Source organism: Psychrobacillus sp. OK032, from assembly GCF_900111345.1.
Classification (GTDB): Bacteria; Bacillota; Bacilli; order Bacillales_A; family Planococcaceae; genus Psychrobacillus.
In genome coordinates, this window is sequence record NZ_FOGY01000005.1 from 150,298 (window position 1) to 171,008 (window position 20,711).

Below are 20,711 nucleotides of genomic sequence, written 5' to 3' on the forward strand. Positions count from 1 at the left end.
ACATTGCTTCTACCATCAATCTATAGGATTTTTATAACTGCTTCAACTTTTATGCTTATGCATCGAATAATGGCAAAAATTGCATGAGTTCATTCACATATTTTGTAAGAGTAGCTGTCGTAATCCCGTATTCTTCCGCATATTGTTTTTTCGTTACATTTTTCTTTCTGGAAGATTCAAACATATATTCCGTGGCAGCTGCAAGTGCCCGTGGATTTTTGAAAGCGTATGCTTTTTTTAATGCACGCTCCAATAATACAAACCACATTTGAAATAAAAACGCAGCAGAATGTTCCAATGGCTTATGTTTTTCATAAAGCAAATCTGTAGCCGCAATGGCTCTTAAAAAAGCTTTTTCCGCTACAGTTTTTTCGTTAAATGAATGGCCTAATGCATTCGCCAAAAATAATTTTTCCATAGTCGTCAATTCTTCTACAACAATCCATTTTGGATGAGAAATAATTTCTTGACGATGCGCTGATTTTCCTAATAGATAAAAACCTAAAATTCGCTCACTCACATGTTGGTTCTGAAGCTTTTCTAGAATGAACTCTCTTTGGTTCTCCACCTGCGATTCATCTATATCTTTTATATGCGGTAACCAAGGTTCAAAGCCTGCTTTTTCTGGATCTAATTTTAATAATGTATTCCATGCACTTTTCGCAACTTCTTCATGTCCAGAAAAATAAGCGGAATGTGATAGCCAAAAATAAAATCCAGGATCCCCTTCAAAACCTTTACGTTGCAAACTTCTTAACCACTTGAATGCTTGTTCATATTTACCTATAAGCGCAAATGTAGCACCTAATTTATATCGATGTTCGATGAAATATGGGTTTATTTTAGATAAAAATTCAGTTATATCTTCTAATTCTTCGCTATTTTTTTCATAATAATATATAACGGCTAAATTGCAGAGTGCATGAATATTCCCTCTGTTTTCTCTTAATACTTCATGAAGTAAAGCCTTTGCTTGTTCCTCTTCGCCAATATAAAAATAGGCTAGCGCTAAATTATTAAATGCTGCCCAAAAATCAGGATATTGTGTAATAATATCCTCTAATAATTCGACTGCTTCTGGAAATTTCCCTTGTTCCATCAGCCGGCGAGATTTTTCCTGTAAAAAAAGAGCTTCAGAGGAAGGTGCATCCACTTGTAGAGATACAATATCTTCCTGCTCTGTGAAGTCTACTATTTCCATTGCATCTTCTGTATATTCTCCGTTAATATTCATCTCCAAATATTTTTTGGCAAATCGGTTAGCATCCATAAAGTTTCCTATATGAGCGTTCACTTCTGCCAAAAAGAAGACGATCTCTGGATCACTTGAGTCGATTGTATAAGCATGTCTCAAAAGTTCATGGGCTAGATCAAATTTATCTAATTCCATTTGTAAAATTGCATATTGCTTCAAAATAACCGGGTCATCGGGGCTTAAATCTACAGCTCTTTTTAAATATTTATGCGCTTTTTCATACTTTTCTTTTTGTAGCTCATCTAAAGCTTTTTTATAGTAATAATCGCCCGTAGGCAAAAATGAAATAATATTTTCTTTTAAAACCTTTTTACGTTTTTTATCCAAGATAATCCTCCGAAAAATAATAAGGAACTAATCAAATACGCCTTGGCGTATTTGGCCCAGATTTTTATCGAGCTTGCTCGATAAATCCCTTTAAAAAATCTGTGGCATCCGCCGGAGGCTTCAACTTCATTTAGCATTGCTGAATGAAGTTGAAACGTTCCTTATTAGTATAACCTTCAGTATATCATAAAGTATTATTTTTTATCGGCTTTCTCTTCATGTCTTTTTTGCAGTACTTGTAACAGATCATAAAAACTGACTTTTTGATTTTGTAATAGTACGAGCAAGTGATAAATAAGATCTGCTGCTTCCCATTTTAACTCTTCCGCGTCGTTATTTTTAGAAGCAATAATAACTTCTGCAGCCTCTTCTCCAACTTTTTTACAAATTTTATCTACGCCTTTTTCGAATAGATATGTCGTATACGTACCCTCTGGCATCGTTTTTTGTCTTTCTTCAATAATATTAACTAGCGAAGTGACAACATTATAACCAACTGTCTCGTCAAATTTTTCTAGACTGGTATGGAAGCAAGTTGCTTCACCAGTATGACAAGCAGGCCCATTTGGTAATACTTCCACTATTAAAGCATCTGAGTCACAGTCAGTACGAATAGATACTACTTTTTGTGTATTTCCAGATGTTTCTCCTTTATGCCATAATTCCTGTCTACTTCTGCTGAAGAACCATGTTTCTTTTGTTTCTACTGTCTTGTTGTACGATTCCTCATTCATATAAGCGAGCGTTAGAACTTCTCGTGTTATGGCATGTTGAACGATTACTGGGATAAGTCCTTTGTCATCATAGTTTAGGTTGGTCATTTCACTTCGACTCCTCTTTCACGTATGTAATTTTTCACTTCGGCCACACTCGTTTCTTTGAAATGAAAAATGGAAGCTGCAAGTGCTGCATCGGCGTTAGCTTCTGTAAAGGCAGCTAATATATGCTCAACATTTCCAGCTCCACCACTAGCAGTAATCGGAATAGAAACAGCTTCCTTCACTTGTTTCGTAATCTCGATATCATAGCCATCTTTTTCTCCGTCGCGGTCCATGCTTGTCAGTAATATTTCCCCTGCCCCGAGCTTTTCTACTTCTATCGCCCATTCTACCGCTTTCCAATCCGTTTTCTTTTGTCCACCATGTGTATAGACAAACCAATCCTGCTCTTCTTCCGACCATTTCACATCGATGGCGATAATTATTTTATTGGAACCGAATGCTTTTGCGCCTTCTGTAATAACAGCAGGATTACTTATTGCTGCACTATTTATAGACACTTTGCTGGCACCCGCATCTAGTAATTGTTTCATATTTTCAGTAGTACGAATTCCACCGCCAACGATTAAGGGAATGGAAATTTGCGCCGCTGTTTTTTTCACGACATCTAGCATAGTATCGCGACCTTCTACAGACGCCGAGATATCTAAAAAGACGAGTTCATCTGCTCCTTCTTTATCGTAGAATGCAGCTAATTCCGCTGGATCTCCGGCGTCTCTTAGTCCCACGAATTGAATTCCTTTTACAACACGCCCGTCTTTCACATCTAAACATGGAATAATTTTCTTTACCATTTTGTAACCTCCTGTAATGCTTCTGTCAATGTGAATCGGTTATTGTATAATGCTTTTCCTGTAATGACGCCACTTATCGTCGTATCTTTTGCTAACTTTGCTACTTCTCCCAAATCTTCTAGTGAGCTGATCCCACCGGAAACGATAACTGATAGTCCGGTTGCTTCTGCAAGTTCTTTGTTTGCCGCTAAATTAGGTCCTTGAAGCGTTCCATCAGTTGCAATATCGGTAAAAATCACATGCTTTGCCCCTTTAGTAGCAAAATACTGACCTACTTCTATCGCAGATTGGGAAGATGTCTCTAACCAACCATGCGTTGCTACCATGCCGTCTTTTGCGTCCAAACCAATTACGATTCGTTCACCGCCAAACTCCTCTAATAATTCTGCTACTAGTTCTGGTTTTGCTATTGCAAGACTTCCGATAATGACACGTGTCACGCCATTATTTAAATAGTAACTTACATCTTCTTTTGAGCGAATGCCACCACCAATTTGCACGCTAACAGGTAATTCCTTTGCAATTCGGATGACTTCGTTGGCATGTATTTTCTCGCCATCTTTCGCCCCATCTAAATCAACTAGATGAATCCAAGTCGCTCCTTCATCTGCAAATTTTTTAGCCATATCGAATGGCGAATCGCCATAAATAGTTTCTTGCTTATAATCCCCTTGATATAAACGGACACATTTTCCGCCTTTCATATCAATTGCTGGATAGACTTGAATGGACGTCATCTTATTTCCCCCTATTATTTACCACATAATAAAGTACTGCTTTTCTACTTATTAACTGTCTAGATTCCAGCGAAAGCTCCGGACAGACATAGGAGCTTACGCTTTTCTTATGTAAGCAGTCCTTTTGTGGAAGGTACACCTTTCACTCGTTCATCTTTCGTAATCGCATCATCAATTGCACGAGCCAATGCTTTAAAAATAGCTTCAATCATATGATGTGTATTGACTCCGTAGTGTACAATAACATGCACATTCATACGTGCTTCCAACGCAAATTTCCATAAGAATTCATGTACAAGCTCCGTATCGAAATTCCCAACTTTTTGTGTAGGAAATTGTGCGCGAAATTCTAAATGCGGACGATTCGAAATATCTATTACTACTTGTGCTAACGCATCATCCATTGGTACATATGCATTTCCGTATCGTTTAATACTTTTTTTATCCCCCAGCGCTTCTTTTACCGCTTGACCTAGGACAATCCCAATGTCTTCCGTTGTATGATGATCGTCGATATGTGTGTCGCCATTCGCTTTGATCGTTGCGTCAAATAACCCATGCTTTGTAAATAAGTCGAGCATATGATCCATAAATGGTACACCCGTATCAATCTGTGATTTCCCTTCTCCGTCTAAATCTATTTCTACCCACACTTTAGTTTCATTTGTCATTCTTTCTATTTTTGCCGTTCTTTTGTTTGTCAATTTGAATCCCCCTTATCCCAGCTTCTCGATTCGACCGATCGTGCATGTCCTTCTAATTGTTCCAGTCTTGCAAGTCGTGCGATTTTTGGATAGTGTTCTTGCCACATTTCTTCAGAATAATAGACAACACTCGTTTTCTTTACAAAATCATCTACACATAGTCCACTTGAAAAGCGCGCTGTACTATTTGTAGGTAATACATGATTCGTACCAGCAAAATAATCCCCAACTGGTTCACTACTAAATCTACCAATAAAAATGGCGCCAGCATGATTGATTTTTTCGCAAACCGCTTCTGCATGTTCTGTCATAATTTCTAAGTGTTCTGGCGCAAGTTCATTAATTGCAGAAATAGCTTGTTCTAATGATTCAGCAATATAAATATATCCAAAATTTTCAATAGAGGCTCTAGCTATTTCTTCTCTAGGAAGTTGCTTCAATTGTTTTTCCACTTCTTTTGAAACTCGTTCTGCTAGTTTTTCACTCGTTGTAACTAACACTGAACACGCAAATCGGTCATGTTCCGCTTGAGCCAATAAATCCGAAGCTACTTCGTCTGCATAAGCCGTTTCATCCGCTAGTATTGCTATTTCACTAGGTCCTGCAATCATATCAATCGCAACTTTTCCAAACACTTCTCTTTTCGCAAGCGCGACGAAGCTATTTCCTGGACCTGTAATTTTATCAACCGCTTTAATCGTTTCCGTTCCATAAGCAAGAGCAGCAATCGCTTGCGCTCCTCCGACCTTATAAATTTCTGAAACTCCAGCAATGCGAGCAGCAACTAATACTGATGCCGGTAGCTTGCCATTTTTCGAAGGCGGCGACACGATTACTACACGTTTTACCCCCGCTACGATTGCAGGAATAGCATTCATTAATACCGATGATGGATAAGCAGCAGTACCACCTGGAACATATAAACCTACTGCATCGAGTGGTGAGATCTTATATTGTATATACGAGTTCTTAGCTAATGGGAAATCTATATTTTGTCGTGCCTGTTGTGAGTGAAATGCACGGATATTAGTAGCTGCTTCTTCTAAATCTTCAATCAATTGAGGGTCAAAGCTAGCAAATGCCTCTTCCATTTCTTCTTTTGTTACTTTTAAAGAAGAAAGTTTTGCACCGTCCCATTTTTCTGTATATGTAAAAAGGGCTTCGTCTCCTTTTTGTTTCACTTGCTCAATGACTTCCCGTACCGTCTCTAAGTGATTCTCATTTGCTTGTTCGACTGAACGTTGCAATGAAATTGTATTTGTAAGCTTTTCTATTTTCATAGGATTCCCTACCTTTTAATCAATTCGTTTTTTAATTGTGCTACAAATGTACGAATGCGTTCACTTTTCACACGGTAGCTTACAGGATTTACGATTAATCGAGAGGATATATCTACAATTTTTTCATATTCGACTAGCCCATTTTCTTTTAATGTTTGACCAGTTGAAACGATGTCTACGATGCGATCGGCTAATCCAATCATCGGCGCCAATTCAATGGAACCATTTAGTTCAATAATCTCTACTTGCTCTCCCTTTTCTTTATAAAAATTCGTAGCAATTGTCGGATATTTCGTTGCAACTCTTGGTGCTATTTCGTTCATCATCGTATTAGGTAGCCCTGCAGTTGCTATATAACAATTACTAATATGCAAATCGAGTAATTCATGAACATCTCGAAGCTGTTCTAATAGCACGTCTTTTCCCGCAATACCGATGTCTGCAACTCCATGCTCTACATAAACGGGAACATCCATCGGCTTCGCTAATATAAATTGAATTCTTTCCTCGGGTGCTTCGACAATAAGCTTTCTAGAGTCATTAATCTCTTTAGGAAGATTAAACCCAGCTTCTACAAATAATTGATATGCTTCTTCGAAAATACGCCCTTTCGGCATTGCAATTGTTAACTCATTCACGTAAAGAACCACCTTCTGAGACAATTAGTACTTCATCAAAACTTCGTTTATACGCTTCTAAATCGTTGATACTCGCTATAAATTGAAGGGTTACTCGTTCTGCATTATTTCTTCTCGCTTCCGCTAATACATTTGCTTTTAAATAGGATGCTTCATCGAATAAAAGAAGTGTATGCTTTTCCTTCACATCATTTTTCGGTAACACTTCTAAAAGCCGATCTACACGTATTCCAAATCCCGTAGCTCCTACTTTTTCATCAAACTGATTAAACAATTCATCATATCTACCACCGTTACCAATGGGAAATCCACTTCCGGCAGCATAAATTTCAAACAACATGCCTGTGTAATAACTCATATGACTAGCAAGTGAGAAATCGAATGAGACAATAGATGGATAATTTAGTTGAAGTTCCAACAAACGCTTTAACTGCTCCAGTTGATCAATTAAATATTGTTGTTCATTCGTTAAATATGGTCGGAAGTTTTCAAATACTTTAAAGTCAATCGTATAATCTATTAGCTTTGTAAGATTATCTTTTTGTTCTTGTAATAAGCCTAGATTTTCTAACTTTTCTTCGAATCCTACAAAGTTTTTTTCTACTAAAAGCTGTCTTAATGCGTCTACTTGTTCCATTGTATTAGTATTATTTGTTAGTAACGCCGTTAATAATCCTGCATGGCCAATCGTAATTCGAAAACTTTCCACACCAAGCGTTTTTAAGAGCTCTACTGCTGTATGAATAATTTCACTATCTCCGTATGCACTGAAATCTCCGATTAACTCTAGTCCTAGCTGTTCGAACTCTGCTGGACGGCCACCTTCTCGTTGTTGCGCTCGGAAAACATTTGCATAATAAGCTAGACGCAAAGGATTTTTTTCTTTCAATAATTTGGAAGCTGCAATTCTTGCAATTGGAGTCGTCATGTCCGGACGCAATACAAGCGTTTCTCCTTGATTGTCTACTAGTTTAAAAAGAGATGATTCGTCAATTGCTGAAGCTTTTCCGATTGTTTCAAAATATTCAACAGACGGTGTTTTGATAAAATCGTATCCTTTGTTTCGTATAAAGTTTCTTGCTGTTGAACGTATGTATTCTTTTTGTTCATTTACTTTTGGAAACGAATCTCTCATTCCTAGAGGTTTCTCGAACATTTGAATTTTACCCATTTCACCACTCCTTTAGTTACTTCATCATGCTAGAGTACTAATATGTTAAATTATATAGATTTTATCCTATATTATTCATTTCGTCAAACTATCCGTTAGTTCCTTTTAGAATAGTAAGAAAAAATTTCCGAAGCTTACCATATGCAAAAAATCGAGCCCCCTCGTCGTACCTCCAGCGGAAGAGAAAGTAAAGTGCTCTGGCATTTGATTTCCGCTCCAGGCGGACGCTTTCCGCGGGCATGGCTTCAGCCGCTTCCCTTGCTCCTGCGCAAGCTCGTCGCAAAAAAACAATTTCGCTATGCTCAGTCCAGGGTCTTCAGCTCATGCTTTTCCCGCAGGAGTCGCCGCCTTCCGCTCCAATCAAAGGAACTTGCCGTCTATTCAACATCTAAGCTTAACAAAGCCAAAAATAGGATAGATTAATCGAAACACTTAATGTGTTTACGTAATATATCAGCGAATCGCAAGTTAACGTCCACGAATCGCAAGATGCATACTCTACTTCGCAAGTAATCATTTACTCTTAAGAAAAAAGCTATCCTCCACATGAAGAATAGCTTTGTTTGTTATTTATTATTTCGTTCAATCATTTGTTCCTTTGTATAAATAATGCGCATCGGGTTGCCTCCGACGAAGCAACCTTCTGGAACATCTGCATTTACAAGTGTAGCGGCGGAAACTATTGCATCATTCCCTATCGTCACACCTGGCAATATCGTAGAATTGGCTCCAATTAACACCCGGTCTCCGATGATTACGTCGCCAATACGATATTCATCTATCAAATATTCATGCGCCAATATCGTTGTGTTATAACCGATTATCGTATTATCGCCAACTTTGATCCGTTCCGGAAACATGACATCCACCATAACCATCAAAGCAAAAGAAGTTTCTTTACCAACTTTCATTCTTAGAAATACACGATAAAAAAAGTTCTTCCAACTTAAAAATGGAGAGTATCTCGCCGCTTGTATGAAGATAAAATTCTTCACTACTTTCCAAAATGGAACTGTATCATACACATGCCATAACGAATTTGCACCACTTACAGGGTATCTTTCGGTTTTCCTCATACTGTCTGACCTTTAGCAATTTCGACAAGCTCACTTATATGATGAATCATATAAGTTGGGAGGTAGGTTGCTAAGAAAGCTTCCCCTTTCATTGACCATGCGACAGCAGCTGTATCTACTCCAGCTCTTTGTCCGCCAATGATATCATGTAAATTATCACCAATCATTAATGCGTCTTCTTTTCCAACACCAATTCTTTCAAGTGCAAGTTCGATTGGCTCAGGATCTGGTTTCGCATTCTTTACATCATCTAATCCAATGATTGTGTCAAATAGCGTCTCACATTTCATCAGGTTAATCCCTCTAACAATCATTTCTCTTCTCTTTGTCGATACGACTGCTAGTTTGTATCCCTCTTCTTTTAATTTATACAATGTTTCGACAACCCCATCAAAAGGTGCAACCATTTCATCATGGTGTTGAATATTCCATGTACGATAAGCGGCTATAAGAGATTCCGTGAGTTCAGGATTAATGGCATGGAACGTTTCTTGCAATGTTGGTCCGAGAAATGGTAAAACACTCTCTCTATCATATTTCCCAGGAAATCTTTCTCCTAAAACATGTAAAAAACTTTCGATAATTAGCTCATTCGTGTTTAATAATGTTCCATCAAAATCAAACAACAGTGCTTTATACGGTTTTCCCTTCATAGTGTAGCCACTTCCTCTTGCTTTCTTTGCTCAGATTTACGCCAAACGTAAGCGACAATTATCGTCAGTACAAACGCTGTCACGAGTCTTATTAAAAATAAAGGCAGAATTGGAATTCCTAACGGAAGAAAGATTAACGTGTCTTCCACTATTGCATGACATGCTACTAAAAAGATAAAGACAAGTGTCGCATCCTTCTTACTTACCCCGTCCTCTTGCACTGCTTGAATCATAACACCAGCACCATATGCAAGACCTATTGTAAGCCCTGCGACAAGTGTTAAAGAGGCATTTGGTTGAACGCCAATAACTTTCGTAAGTGGGGCGATCTTTTCGGAAAACTTTTGCAAATAATTACGGTCCTTTAACACTTGAATAATAATCATCAATGGAATAACAATAAGTGCAAGTTGTAAAACACCAAAAGTCGCTTTTTGCAAGCCAAGTAAAATAATTTCTCCCCAACCATCAGGGATTTTCTCCGTACCTGCAATTGCCCCATACTTAGCTATTTCTCCGCCACCTTGCCAAACTACATTTATAATCATTGCCGATATAATTGCTAATCCAAAACGAACGACTAAAACAACCCAGAGTTTTACTCCTACTTTAAGTGCAACTCCTGTTTCTATAAAGATATTATGTGAAAAAGATAACATGGTTGCTAATATAAACACTTCTTTTACCGTTAGTTCCAACGAAAGTATTCCTGCTATACCGGCATAAAGGTTCAATGCATTTCCTAAAACGAGTGGAATTGCTGCTTCTCCTCTTAGCCCAAGTAGACCCATGAACGGCGAGATTATTTCGATTATCCATGGGAGAATAGGAGTATACTGCAAAATAACTACGAATAGAGTTATGGGAAAAATTATCTTACTTAATGACCATGTAGTTTTTAGTCCTGCTATAAGTCCCCTTTTTAATGTCTCCACGCAATCCCCTTCTTTCCCTTACTTGTCCTGATATCGAACGACTGGTTTAACAGTCATTCTTCTATATACAAATAAAATAATTGCGACAGCAATCGTAACTAATGAAATGACTTGAGCTTGTCGTAAATCCCCTATTAAGTAAAGACTATCTGTACGCATTCCTTCTATAAAGAATCGTCCAACTGAATACCATGTTAAATAAAATAAGACCATTTCTCCGCGACGTAAATTTACTTTACGAAGAAGAATGAGAATAATAACCCCTATTAAATTCCATACGGACTCATATAAAAAAGTAGGGTGATAATACTTACCATCTATATACATTTGGTTAATAATCCAATCTGGAAGCATCAAATTTTCTAAAAAACTTCTCGTTACTTCTCCACCATGCGCTTCTTGGTTCATGAAATTTCCCCAACGCCCAACTGTTTGCCCGATTAAAATACTTGGAGCTACAATATCGGTCACTTTCCAAAAAGAAGTACCTGTTTTCTTTGTAAAAAAGTAAGCAGTTAAAAATGCCCCAATTAATGCCCCATGAATCGCAATTCCGCCATTCCAAATCTCTATAATTTTGCCAGGATTCTGGCCGTAATAATCCCATTTGAAAATGACATAGTATATACGAGCACTAATTATCGCTATTGGTACTGCCCAAATGAGTAGATCAGTTAAATAATCGGGATGAAATCCACGTTTCACCATTTCTTTTTGAGCTACTAAAAAAGCTACAATAATTCCGAACGCGATAATTACCCCGTACCAACGTACTTCCAATGATCCTAATGAAAAAGCCACCGGATCAATCGCTTGTAATAAATTCATATGAAACTCCCTTCAACTGACTCATTAGTAATTTGCTTCTCCATTTTGACCTATTACATCATCTAATCGTTTCGCAAAATCTTCTGCAGCGTTAATGCCCATACGTTTTAATCGATGATTCATTGCTGCTACTTCTATAATAACGGCTAAATTTCGACCTGGTCGAACTGGAACAGTTAATTTAGTAATAGCGGTATTTATGATTTCCATCTTTTCTTCTTCTAATCCAAGTCGGTCATACGTCTTTTTCTCATCCCATATTTCAAGCTCGATCACTAATGTAATTCGTTTATAGTTTCGAATGGCACTTGCACCGAAAAGCGTCATAATGTCAATGATACCAAGTCCCCGAATCTCTAGAAGATGTTCGATTAATTTGGGCGCACTTCCAACTAGCGTGTCTTCCCCTTCTTGCCTAATTTCCACGCAATCATCTGCTACTAGACGATGCCCTCTTTTAACTAATTCTAGTGCTGTTTCACTTTTACCAACACCACTTTTACCAGTGATTAAAACCCCAACTCCATATATATCTACTAATACGCCATGTACAGCAGTCGTAGGAGCAAGCATACTTTCTAAAAAATTCGTTAGCATACTAGAGAATCTAGTAGTAGGCATAGTAGTCGTTAAAACAGGAACAGAGTTTTCATTCGATGCAATGATTAACTCTTCTGGTACTTCCATTCCATGTGAAACGATAATTACTGGTGTATCTGATGCACATAGTTTCATCATTCGCTCGCTTTTTTCTTTCTCTGTTAATAATGCAAAAAACGAGATTTCTGTTTTCCCCATTAATTGGATACGATTGGACGGATAATGTGTGAAGTAACCCGCCATTTCAATTCCTGGTCGAGAAATATCGCTAATTGCAACGTGGCGTCCAATTCCTTCCTCCCCGCTTACTAATGAAAGATTGAACTTTTCTTTTATATCCTTTGTCGTCACATGAGGCATATCTCTCCACTCCTTTCATGCTTCTTTCCGCACATAGTTCTTATTTTAGCATGATTAGTCATTTTTTTTGTATTCATTTATCTTTTGCATAACTATTTATTAAAGGATACCGGATTAGATAAGTGCAGAATGCTTTAAGTACCTTGTCTTCATCGTATAATGTGTTACTTTATACAGTACATCGGCCATTAAAAGAAACAAAAACTATGCAGAGTAACCATTTATCAAAGTAAGGAATTTACTTGCTGTGAGACAATGTTGATGAATACTATGTATTGCGCAATATAGGAATAATGCGTCTTAAAAAGCTCTATGAGGTGACCGCAATGATTTTCACTGCAGGCGGACGCTTTCCGCCGGGTGAGCGATGAGCCATCACCGCCGCTTACGCGTACGTTGTGATGTCTCATCTGTCTCACTCATCCGGCTGGAGTCGCCGCCTTCCGTTGCAATCAATGGAACTTGCTGACTAATCAATTGCTATATTGAATAAGCACTAAGGTTTATCAACATTCTCCTAGCAGTTACTTAGTGAGAATCATTTTATGCACATTATATAAACGTGCAATGCTAATTAGAAAATGTAATCTCATGACAAGTGGAGCCTTTACTATGAGAAAGTTTGTCGCATTCGCAGTGGATGCTGTCTCCTTCAACCATTTATTAGTCTTATTTCCAGGAATTTCTATATTAGATTGGATTAAGGGTAGCGACACTGTTAGTTAACTAGCTAGCTCAGTGGATTGCAGCGGAAGGGCGGCGACTCCAGCGGGAATAGCATGAGCTGAAGACCCCACAGGAGCGATTAGCGACGAGGAGGCTGAAGCCCATGCCCGCGGAAAGCGTCCGCCCTGCAGCGGAAATCCTAGCGGTAACTAATTGTTACGCATTATTCCTAAAAAGCGATACACCTGATGCAATTTGGATATTTTTTTCCAATGTATATACTTTCTCTAAAAAAAGCTGAAAGGAGCCTGATGCCCCTTTCAGCTTTGTTGTTTATTCACTGTCTACTGTATATCGTACAAGCACTGATCCTGTTTTTGCATCGCCGTATACTTTTAGTGGTTCTGCTTCAGAATCCACTATTTTAGTGAATCCTACTCGTTTATTTAACAATTGTTCTGATTGGTTTATTTGCGTGATATCTGCAAGTTGCACGTCAATTTTACCAATTTGAGTAGTAGTTTCTCCTTTTAACGATACATCTTTTGGTACATACAATTCAACGGTTCCTGCAACAGCAGTACCTTCGATTTTACGTGCTTCCTTATCTTTCGTCGTTAAAATGACATGCCCACTAACCGAAGAACCTTCTATTTCCTTCAGCTTTCCATCTACATAAATACGACCATTCATCGTTTCTACTTCGATTGAATCACCTACAACATCTTGGACTTGTACGGCTCCATTTACAGTTTCTATATCTGCTCTTTTGAACGTCAACGCATCTAATGTTATTTTTCCGTTCGTTGTTTTTAATTTAAACGAGTTTGCTTCCAGGTTCTTTGCAGCAAATTCCCCATTGAACAATCTGCCTGAAATATGATTATATGCTTTTTTCGGTACATAGAGCATTACTTGGACTGAAGTTGTTTTCATATCGCTGTATACACGCAATTTACTTCCTTCAGTAGTGAAAATAAATTCTTCTGCAAAGCGTGCTTTCGCCTCTTCTTCTGTAGAATTTTTGAAGGATTTCACCTTTACAGTTGCATGTGCGTAAGCTTCTTCTGTCGGATGAATTTCTATTTTACCATTGGCTATATTAACGGAAATATCGTCGAAAGATGCTTGTTCTTTTACTAGATTTTCTTCAAAAATAACTGGCTCACCAAATGGCATTTCAAAATCGAACTCTTTCATCTTATCTACAGTTCCTTGCATAAACTGCATAAACCGTTCACCCATTACCGTGAAATCACGTTTTAAATCTTCTATAAAATCGGCGTTTTGGTGCTTGTTTTGTGCATGTGTTTGTTCTTGTTTTGGCTCTTCCTTTTCTAACGAAATGATAGGTGCTGACTGTTTGCCAAGTTCCTCTAGTAATGCCAATGCTTCTTGTGCAGTAATCGTGCCGTTTTCAACCATATCTAAAATACGTTTGCGTTCTTCTTGCATAATGAAAGGCCTCCTCATAAGTTTAAAATATAAAACGAGTTACTTACTCTATTAAATACGATTAAACTTCAATAAAGTTTCATTTATGATTGGACAGTTGGTTTTTTCTTCGCAGAAGCTTCTGAAACAACTTCATCCATTCGTTTTCGATCACGCTCAAGAACAGTCTTTAGGTACTTACCAGTATAAGAATCTTTTGCTTCGATGATTTTTTCTGGTGGCCCAACCGCTACTATTGTCCCACCTTTGTCTCCACCTTCGGGACCTAAATCAATCATATAATCAGCTGTTTTAATAACATCTAAGTTATGCTCAATAACAAGTACAGAATCACCATTTTCTACGAGACGTTGAAGTACGACAAGTAATCGAGCGATATCATCGACATGTAAACCCGTTGTTGGTTCATCTAAAATATAAAACGTTTTGCCGTTGGATCGTTTATGCAATTCAGAAGCTAATTTTACGCGCTGTGCTTCTCCTCCGGAAAGTGTCGTTGCTGGTTGACCTAATTCCACATAACCTAATCCAACATCGACAATCGTTTGTAGTTTTCGACTAATCTTCGGGTGGTTTTCAAAAAATGCTAACCCATCTTCTACTGTCATTTTCAGAACTTCTGCAATATTTTTCCCTCTGTATTGTACTTCTAATGTCTCCCGATTATACCGTTTACCATGGCATACTTCACAAGGGACATAAACATCCGGTAAAAAGTGCATCTCAATTCTAATGATTCCATCTCCGCGGCATGCTTCACAGCGTCCACCTTTCACATTAAAACTGAATCTACCTTTTTTATATCCTCTTACTTTTGCCTCATTTGTCGCAGCATATAAATCTCTTATATCATCAAAAACGCCTGTATATGTTGCTGGATTAGACCTTGGTGTACGACCTATTGGAGATTGGTCGATATCAATTACTTTTTCCAACTGATCGATACCTTCAATACCTTTGTTCGCTCCTGGCTTTACTTTGGATCGGTTTAGTTTTGACGCAAGCGATTTATATAGAATCTCATTCACTAACGTACTTTTCCCAGAGCCTGATACACCAGTTACTGCTGTAAATACGCCTAATGGTATATCTACACTAACATTTTTCAAGTTATTCTCAGTTGCACCTTTAATATTAATATATCGTCCATCGGGTTTTCTACGCTCTGTTGGTAGTGGGATAAACTTTTTCCCGCTTAAGTATTGACCAGTAAGCGATTTTTTATTTTTCATCACTTGTTCTGGTGTACCAGCAGCAACGATTTCTCCACCGCGAATACCAGCACCAGGCCCAACATCAATTAAGTAATCGGCCGCCATCATCGTATCTTCGTCATGTTCTACAACGATTAAGGTATTCCCAATGTCGCGCATATTTTTTAATGTATCGATTAATCGATCATTATCACGCTGATGCAAACCAATCGAAGGCTCATCCAGAATATATAATACTCCCGTAAGTCTTGAACCTATTTGTGTTGCAAGACGAATTCGTTGTGCTTCTCCACCAGATAATGTTCCTGAAGCTCGGTTCAATGTTAAATAATCGAGACCGACGTTTTTTAAAAACCCAAGACGTTCGTCAATTTCTCTTAATATTAGTTTTGCAATTTGCGTATCTTTTTCAGACATTGTTAATTGATGAAAGAAATTATTTGCTTCTTCAATAGAAAATTGTGTTATTTGACCAATATGCAATGAGTCCACTTTAACTGCGAGCGTTTCTTTTTTTAAACGATACCCTTTACAAGTTGGACAATCGTGTTGCCCCATATACTTTTCCATTTGCTCGCGGATGTAATCGGAAGACGTATCTTTATATCGTCGTTCGATATTAGAAAGTACTCCTTCAAATTGGATTAAACTGTCACGTACTTGACCAAATTCATTTTCATATCGAAAACGAATCTTATCTTCACCGGATCCATACATAATGTTATTCCACTGATCGATCGGCAATTTTTCGACTGGTACATTCATTTTAATTTTGTAATGTTTGCACACTGCTTCTAATAATTTTGGATAGTATTGGGAGCTCGTTGGTTGCCATGCGACAATTGCCCCCTCTTCCAATGTCATACTTTTATCAGGTACAACTAATTCCGGGTCTACTTCCAATTTCGTTCCCAATCCATCACAATCGGCACATGCACCAAATGGGCTGTTGAATGAAAACATTCTTGGTTCTAACTCGCCTATTGAAAACCCACAAATCGGACAGGCGTGATGTTCACTAAACAAAATTTCCTCATGCTCCATTACATCAATTAATACTCGACCATCTGCAAGTCGAAGCGCAGATTCCAATGAATCGCTTAACCTTGCTGCAATACCGTCTTTTAGTACGATTCTATCTATAACCACTTCAATATTATGTTTTTTATTTTTATCTAAATTTATATCATCGTCTAAGTCCGTAATTTCCCCATCAATTCGAACACGTACAAAGCCTTGCTTTTTCATATCTTCCATTAACTTCACATGCGTTCCTTTACGTCCGGACACAATTGGCGCTAGTACTTGCATTTTTGTTCTCTCCGGGTACTCACTTAGTCGGTCAACCATTTGTTCAATCGTTTGAGATGATATTTCAATACCATGTGTAGGACAGATTGGTTTTCCGACACGTGCAAATAATAACCGTAAATAATCATAAATTTCCGTAACCGTCGCTACGGTAGACCGTGGATTTTTACTCGTCGTTTTTTGGTCAATAGAAATAGCTGGCGAAAGTCCTTCAATGACATCGACATCAGGTTTATCCATTTGTCCTAAAAATTGTCTTGCATAGGCAGATAATGATTCTACATATCGGCGTTGGCCTTCTGCATAAATAGTGTCGAATGCTAAAGACGATTTACCAGATCCAGATAATCCAGTCATAACAACTAGCTTATCTCTTGGTATTTTTAAGCTGACGTTTTTTAAATTATGTGCCCGAGCACCCTCTATAATAATTTCTTGGTTTTTCAACATTATTCATCCTTCCAACTTCAATTCAAGGATCGCATCACGTAATTGTGCTGCCCGTTCAAAATTAAGTGCTTTAGCAGCATCTTTCATTTCTTTTTCTAAATTCTGTAGTAGTGTATCTTTTTCTTCTTTCGTTAAAGATTTTCCACTTGTTAACTGCTGTGCATAACTCGCTTCTTCTTCAGCCACTTGGGTTGCACGAATAACGTCTCGAATTTTCTTTTGAATCGTTTTCGGTGTAATCCCATGCTTTTCGTTATATTCCATTTGTATCATGCGACGTCGTTTCGTTTCATCCATCGCTTTTTGCATAGAATCTGTTATTTTATCTGCATACATAATTACTTCGCCGTTCGAATTTCTCGCTGCCCGTCCAATTGTTTGTATTAACGAACGCTCTGAGCGTAGAAATCCTTCTTTATCTGCATCTAAAATCGCAACTAGAGACACTTCGGGCAAATCAAGCCCTTCTCTTAATAAGTTAATCCCGATCAGGACATCGTATGTTCCTAAACGAAGATCCCTTATTATTTCAATTCGCTCTAACGTTTTTATTTCCGAATGTAAATACTGCACTTTAATGCCAATCTCTTTTAAATAATCGGTCAAATCTTCCGACATTTTCTTCGTTAGTGTTGTGATAAGTACACGCTCATTTTTTGCTGCACGTTCCTGTATTTCATTGATTAAATCATCAATTTGTCCTTCTATCGGTTTCAATGTTATTACTGGATCTAGTAACCCAGTCGGTCGAATAATCTGTTCTACCATCTCTGGAGTATGTTCGATCTCATAAGGTCCTGGCGTTGCTGAAACGTAAACTGCTTGATGTACGTGGTCTTCAAATTCACTAAAAGTAAGTGGTCTATTATCAAGTGCAGAAGGTAACCGGAAACCATGGTTTACTAATACTGATTTCCTCGCTTGGTCTCCATTAAACATTCCTCTAACTTGCGGTAATGAAACATGGCTTTCGTCCACTACTAATAAAAAGTCTTTTGGAAAGTAGTCTAATAATGTATATGGAGTTGCCCCAGCTTCACGTAAAGTGAGATGCCGCGAGTAGTTTTCAATACCTGAACAAAAGCCCATCTCTTCCATCATTTCTAAATCATAGCGCGTACGTTGCTCCAGTCGTTGCGCTTCTAGTAATTTATCCTCAGCACGTAGTATCTTCAATTGTTCTTCTAATTCTTTTTCAATATTCTCTATGGCAAGTTTCAACTTTTCTTCTCTTGTAACGAAGTGAGATGCCGGGAATATGGCTACATGCTCACGTTCTGCCATTATTTCGCCAGTAAGTGCGTCGACTTCTCGAATTCGGTCAATTTCATCTCCAAAAAACTCGACTCGAAGACATTTCTCATCTTTTGATGCTGGGAAAATTTCGACAACATCTCCGCGTACACGGAATGTACCTCTTGTAAAATTTATATCGTTTCGTTCATATTGGATATCAACTAGTTTTCGAAGTAACTGATTTCGCTCAATTTCCATTCCTGTTCGAAGGGAAACGACCAATTCTCTGTATTCCTCCGGATTTCCGAGTCCATATATACAAGAAACAGATGCAATAATGATGACATCTTTTCTTTCGAATAAGGATGATGTAGCGGAGTGTCTAAGTTTATCAATTTCTTCGTTGATGCTTGAATCCTTTTCAATATACGTATCCGTTTGAGGTACGTACGCTTCTGGCTGGAAATAGTCGTAATAACTAACAAAATATTCGACAGCATTATTAGGAAAGAACTCTTTGAACTCGCTATATAACTGTCCCGCAAGTGTTTTGTTATGGGCCATTATAAGGGTTGGCATGTTCGTTTGTTGAATGACATTTGAAATCGTAAACGTTTTTCCAGTACCCGTGGCACCAAGCAATGTTTGATGTTTCTTCCCTGTTTGCACACCTTTTACTAATTCTTTTATCGCTTCTATTTGATCTCCTGCTGGCTCATACGGAGCTTGCAAATCGAAAATTTGTTCCATACATAAGCCTCCCACATTTTGAATAATCTCAGTTTACCACACTCTTTTTTTGAACACTAATAAAACGAACGTATGTTTTCAAGATTATTTTTTGCGCAGAACAAAAGCCGCTTAAGCATAAGCGGCTTTTACGTCTATTACTTTGGATTGTTTAATTGTTGTAAAGCATTTGTATATTGTGTAAATGCCTTTTCGTCTTTCTGATCCAGTGCCTCATCTATCAGTCCTAATAATCGATTACTGGTTTGTTCCCGGTGGATAATGTTCAAAAACATATCAAGATAAATTTCGTTCAACAGTTTTTCTGCAGAGCTTTCTTTCCCTGGCTTACCCATTGCTCTTAAAAATTCTGCATATGAATATTGTTTGTCCATCTCCATCACCCCGATGCCTTTTTTTCATTATATAAAAGCTGAACGTTAGTTGCAATCATTTTTAGAAAATTGCGATTTTAAAGTGAAGAAGAATAATTTTAAAAATTCGACATATTTACTTGATTTTTTCCCATATTTAACTATAATCGAGTTATAACTTACTAAGGAGTGAATGTATATGTTCAATAATAAAGACGAAAAACCTTTCCTAGTTTCATTTGATACCGCTGTACTTCAACCAGTTGTAATTAATAACAAAGTTTTCACAAAAGCTATTAGCTATTCGGGCGAATCTAAAATGATAGGTAAAAAGCCTTATGATATTGTTCGCTATTCTTGTTCTTATTATGGTTCTTCATTTCAACAATCCACTAAATTATCGAAAGAAGCTATTGGAAATTATTTAAAGCTTCCTATTCTTATCGCACATGACTTTGGAAGTCCCTGTATTTTAATCCCTATTCTTTCTCCAAAATCTGATTTAAACACATGGTTTTCTCTTGGAGCGATTGAATCATTCTATCCTTCTGAAGGTGGCTGCACAATCGCTTTACCAAATGGACAAACGATACAAGTGCCTTCTTCTTCGAATACGATTAGCCGACAAGTTGGATTTGCTAACATTTTAAATATGCACTTCTTAAAAAGAATGAGTCATCTAGTAAATAATGGATTTATCACTTCTCGCAAACCACTATTTCAAAAAGATTTATTTGGCTAACGTGCATTTTCTACAATCGCCAAATACATCGTGAGTAGTTCTTCCACTCGATTGCGGAGTCGGACATTTAAATAACGACGATGTTCTTCATAGCCTCCATGAAAAAATACATATTCCGTGAACATATCATCGCCTTCTCCGCGAAGGACTTTCATACTATGCCTTTTCATATAAATATGAGTCTTTTTCAATTCAGTTTGAACATGCTTTGTGGCTCCTTCTACCATAGCCACATACGGACGCTTTAACTTAAAGGGACCCCGTTCGAAAATTATTCGATCCTTCTCTAAAATAGTTAATACCATTGGGAGATAAATCATGTTTTCTAAATAAGGGATGGCCTCTTCCGGTATTAATGGCATATCGCATTCTCCTTTTAAAGAACATTTGTTCTTAT

19 protein-coding genes are annotated in these 20,711 nt (G+C 37.7%); 1 reads left to right on the top strand and 18 read right to left on the bottom strand.

Annotation, left to right across the window (positions count from 1 at the left end; genetic code table 11):
- Positions 1-55 precede the first annotated feature (55 nt).
- The 17 genes from BMZ04_RS11410 to BMZ04_RS11490 all read right to left on the bottom strand — a co-directional run bounded on the left by BMZ04_RS11410 (position 56) and on the right by BMZ04_RS11490 (position 19,593).
- Positions 56-1,582 (bottom strand): tetratricopeptide repeat protein, encoded by a 1,527-nt coding sequence (locus BMZ04_RS11410; RefSeq protein ID WP_093270138.1) that lies wholly within the window; start codon positions 1,580-1,582, stop codon positions 56-58.
- Between the two features lie 194 nt (positions 1,583-1,776).
- A complete protein-coding gene (gene hisIE, locus BMZ04_RS11415; RefSeq protein ID WP_093270140.1) occupies positions 1,777-2,403 on the bottom strand; it encodes a bifunctional phosphoribosyl-AMP cyclohydrolase/phosphoribosyl-ATP diphosphatase HisIE in 627 nt (208 codons plus the stop codon).
- Complete coding sequence (gene hisF, locus BMZ04_RS11420) at positions 2,400-3,155, bottom strand: imidazole glycerol phosphate synthase subunit HisF (protein ID WP_093270143.1); 756 nt, start codon at positions 3,153-3,155, stop codon at positions 2,400-2,402. The genes hisIE and hisF overlap by 4 nt, the downstream gene beginning before the upstream one ends.
- Positions 3,149-3,892: a 1-(5-phosphoribosyl)-5-[(5-phosphoribosylamino)methylideneamino]imidazole-4-carboxamide isomerase gene (gene hisA / locus BMZ04_RS11425; protein WP_093270145.1), complete on the bottom strand. Its 744-nt coding sequence runs from the start codon at positions 3,890-3,892 to the stop codon at positions 3,149-3,151. The genes hisF and hisA overlap by 7 nt, the downstream gene beginning before the upstream one ends.
- A 107-nt stretch (positions 3,893-3,999) precedes the next feature.
- Entirely contained in the window at positions 4,000-4,596 is a 597-nt protein-coding gene (gene hisB / locus BMZ04_RS11430) for an imidazoleglycerol-phosphate dehydratase HisB (RefSeq protein ID WP_255367902.1), read from the bottom strand.
- On the bottom strand, positions 4,593-5,876 hold the full coding sequence (hisD, locus tag BMZ04_RS11435; protein ID WP_093270148.1) for a histidinol dehydrogenase: 1,284 nt from the start codon (positions 5,874-5,876) through the stop codon (positions 4,593-4,595). Before hisD ends, hisB begins: the two co-directional genes overlap by 4 nt.
- Positions 5,877-5,884: 8 nt before the next feature.
- Positions 5,885-6,514: an ATP phosphoribosyltransferase gene (gene hisG, locus BMZ04_RS11440; protein ID WP_093270151.1), complete on the bottom strand. Its 630-nt coding sequence runs from the start codon at positions 6,512-6,514 to the stop codon at positions 5,885-5,887.
- Positions 6,507-7,685 carry an ATP phosphoribosyltransferase regulatory subunit gene (locus tag BMZ04_RS11445; RefSeq protein ID WP_093270154.1) on the bottom strand — a complete coding sequence of 393 codons (1,179 nt, stop codon included), beginning with the start codon at positions 7,683-7,685 and terminating at the stop codon, positions 6,507-6,509. The genes hisG and BMZ04_RS11445 overlap by 8 nt, the downstream gene beginning before the upstream one ends.
- 566 nt (positions 7,686-8,251) lie before the next feature.
- Positions 8,252-8,761, bottom strand: coding sequence for an acyltransferase (locus BMZ04_RS11450; RefSeq protein ID WP_093270156.1), 510 nt, complete (start codon positions 8,759-8,761; stop codon positions 8,252-8,254).
- Positions 8,758-9,414, bottom strand: a complete 657-nt coding sequence (gene ppaX / locus BMZ04_RS11455) for a pyrophosphatase PpaX (RefSeq protein WP_093270159.1) — start codon at positions 9,412-9,414, stop codon at positions 8,758-8,760. The genes BMZ04_RS11450 and ppaX overlap by 4 nt, the downstream gene beginning before the upstream one ends.
- Positions 9,411-10,349, bottom strand: coding sequence for a nucleoside recognition domain-containing protein (locus BMZ04_RS11460; RefSeq protein WP_093270162.1), 939 nt, complete (start codon positions 10,347-10,349; stop codon positions 9,411-9,413). Before BMZ04_RS11460 ends, ppaX begins: the two co-directional genes overlap by 4 nt.
- 18 nt (positions 10,350-10,367) lie before the next feature.
- The gene (gene lgt, locus BMZ04_RS11465; RefSeq protein WP_093270165.1) at positions 10,368-11,177 is read right to left on the bottom strand and encodes a prolipoprotein diacylglyceryl transferase; all 810 of its coding nucleotides are present in this window, start codon (positions 11,175-11,177) and stop codon (positions 10,368-10,370) included.
- A gap of 24 nt (positions 11,178-11,201) precedes the next feature.
- Positions 11,202-12,137 (bottom strand): HPr(Ser) kinase/phosphatase, encoded by a 936-nt coding sequence (hprK, locus tag BMZ04_RS11470; protein ID WP_093270168.1) that lies wholly within the window; start codon positions 12,135-12,137, stop codon positions 11,202-11,204.
- A 999-nt stretch (positions 12,138-13,136) separates the two neighbouring features.
- Positions 13,137-14,258: a DUF4097 family beta strand repeat-containing protein gene (locus tag BMZ04_RS11475; protein ID WP_093270171.1), complete on the bottom strand. Its 1,122-nt coding sequence runs from the start codon at positions 14,256-14,258 to the stop codon at positions 13,137-13,139.
- Between the two features lie 83 nt (positions 14,259-14,341).
- The gene (gene uvrA, locus BMZ04_RS11480; RefSeq protein ID WP_255367903.1) at positions 14,342-17,233 is read right to left on the bottom strand and encodes an excinuclease ABC subunit UvrA; all 2,892 of its coding nucleotides are present in this window, start codon (positions 17,231-17,233) and stop codon (positions 14,342-14,344) included.
- Between the two features lie 3 nt (positions 17,234-17,236).
- Complete coding sequence (gene uvrB, locus BMZ04_RS11485) at positions 17,237-19,219, bottom strand: excinuclease ABC subunit UvrB (RefSeq protein WP_093270174.1); 1,983 nt, start codon at positions 19,217-19,219, stop codon at positions 17,237-17,239.
- A 137-nt stretch (positions 19,220-19,356) separates the two neighbouring features.
- Entirely contained in the window at positions 19,357-19,593 is a 237-nt protein-coding gene (locus tag BMZ04_RS11490; RefSeq protein ID WP_093270177.1) for an IDEAL domain-containing protein, read from the bottom strand.
- A gap of 178 nt (positions 19,594-19,771) precedes the next feature.
- Here BMZ04_RS11490 and BMZ04_RS11495 point away from each other — a divergent pair, with 178 nt between their 5' ends.
- Positions 19,772-20,314 carry a competence protein ComK gene (locus BMZ04_RS11495; RefSeq protein ID WP_177184420.1) on the top strand — a complete coding sequence of 181 codons (543 nt, stop codon included), beginning with the start codon at positions 19,772-19,774 and terminating at the stop codon, positions 20,312-20,314.
- Here the strand turns inward: BMZ04_RS11495 and BMZ04_RS11500 are convergent.
- On the bottom strand, positions 20,311-20,676 hold the full coding sequence (locus tag BMZ04_RS11500) for a YhjD family protein (RefSeq protein WP_093270183.1): 366 nt from the start codon (positions 20,674-20,676) through the stop codon (positions 20,311-20,313). The genes BMZ04_RS11495 and BMZ04_RS11500 overlap by 4 nt on opposite strands.
- Positions 20,677-20,711 lie beyond the last annotated feature (35 nt).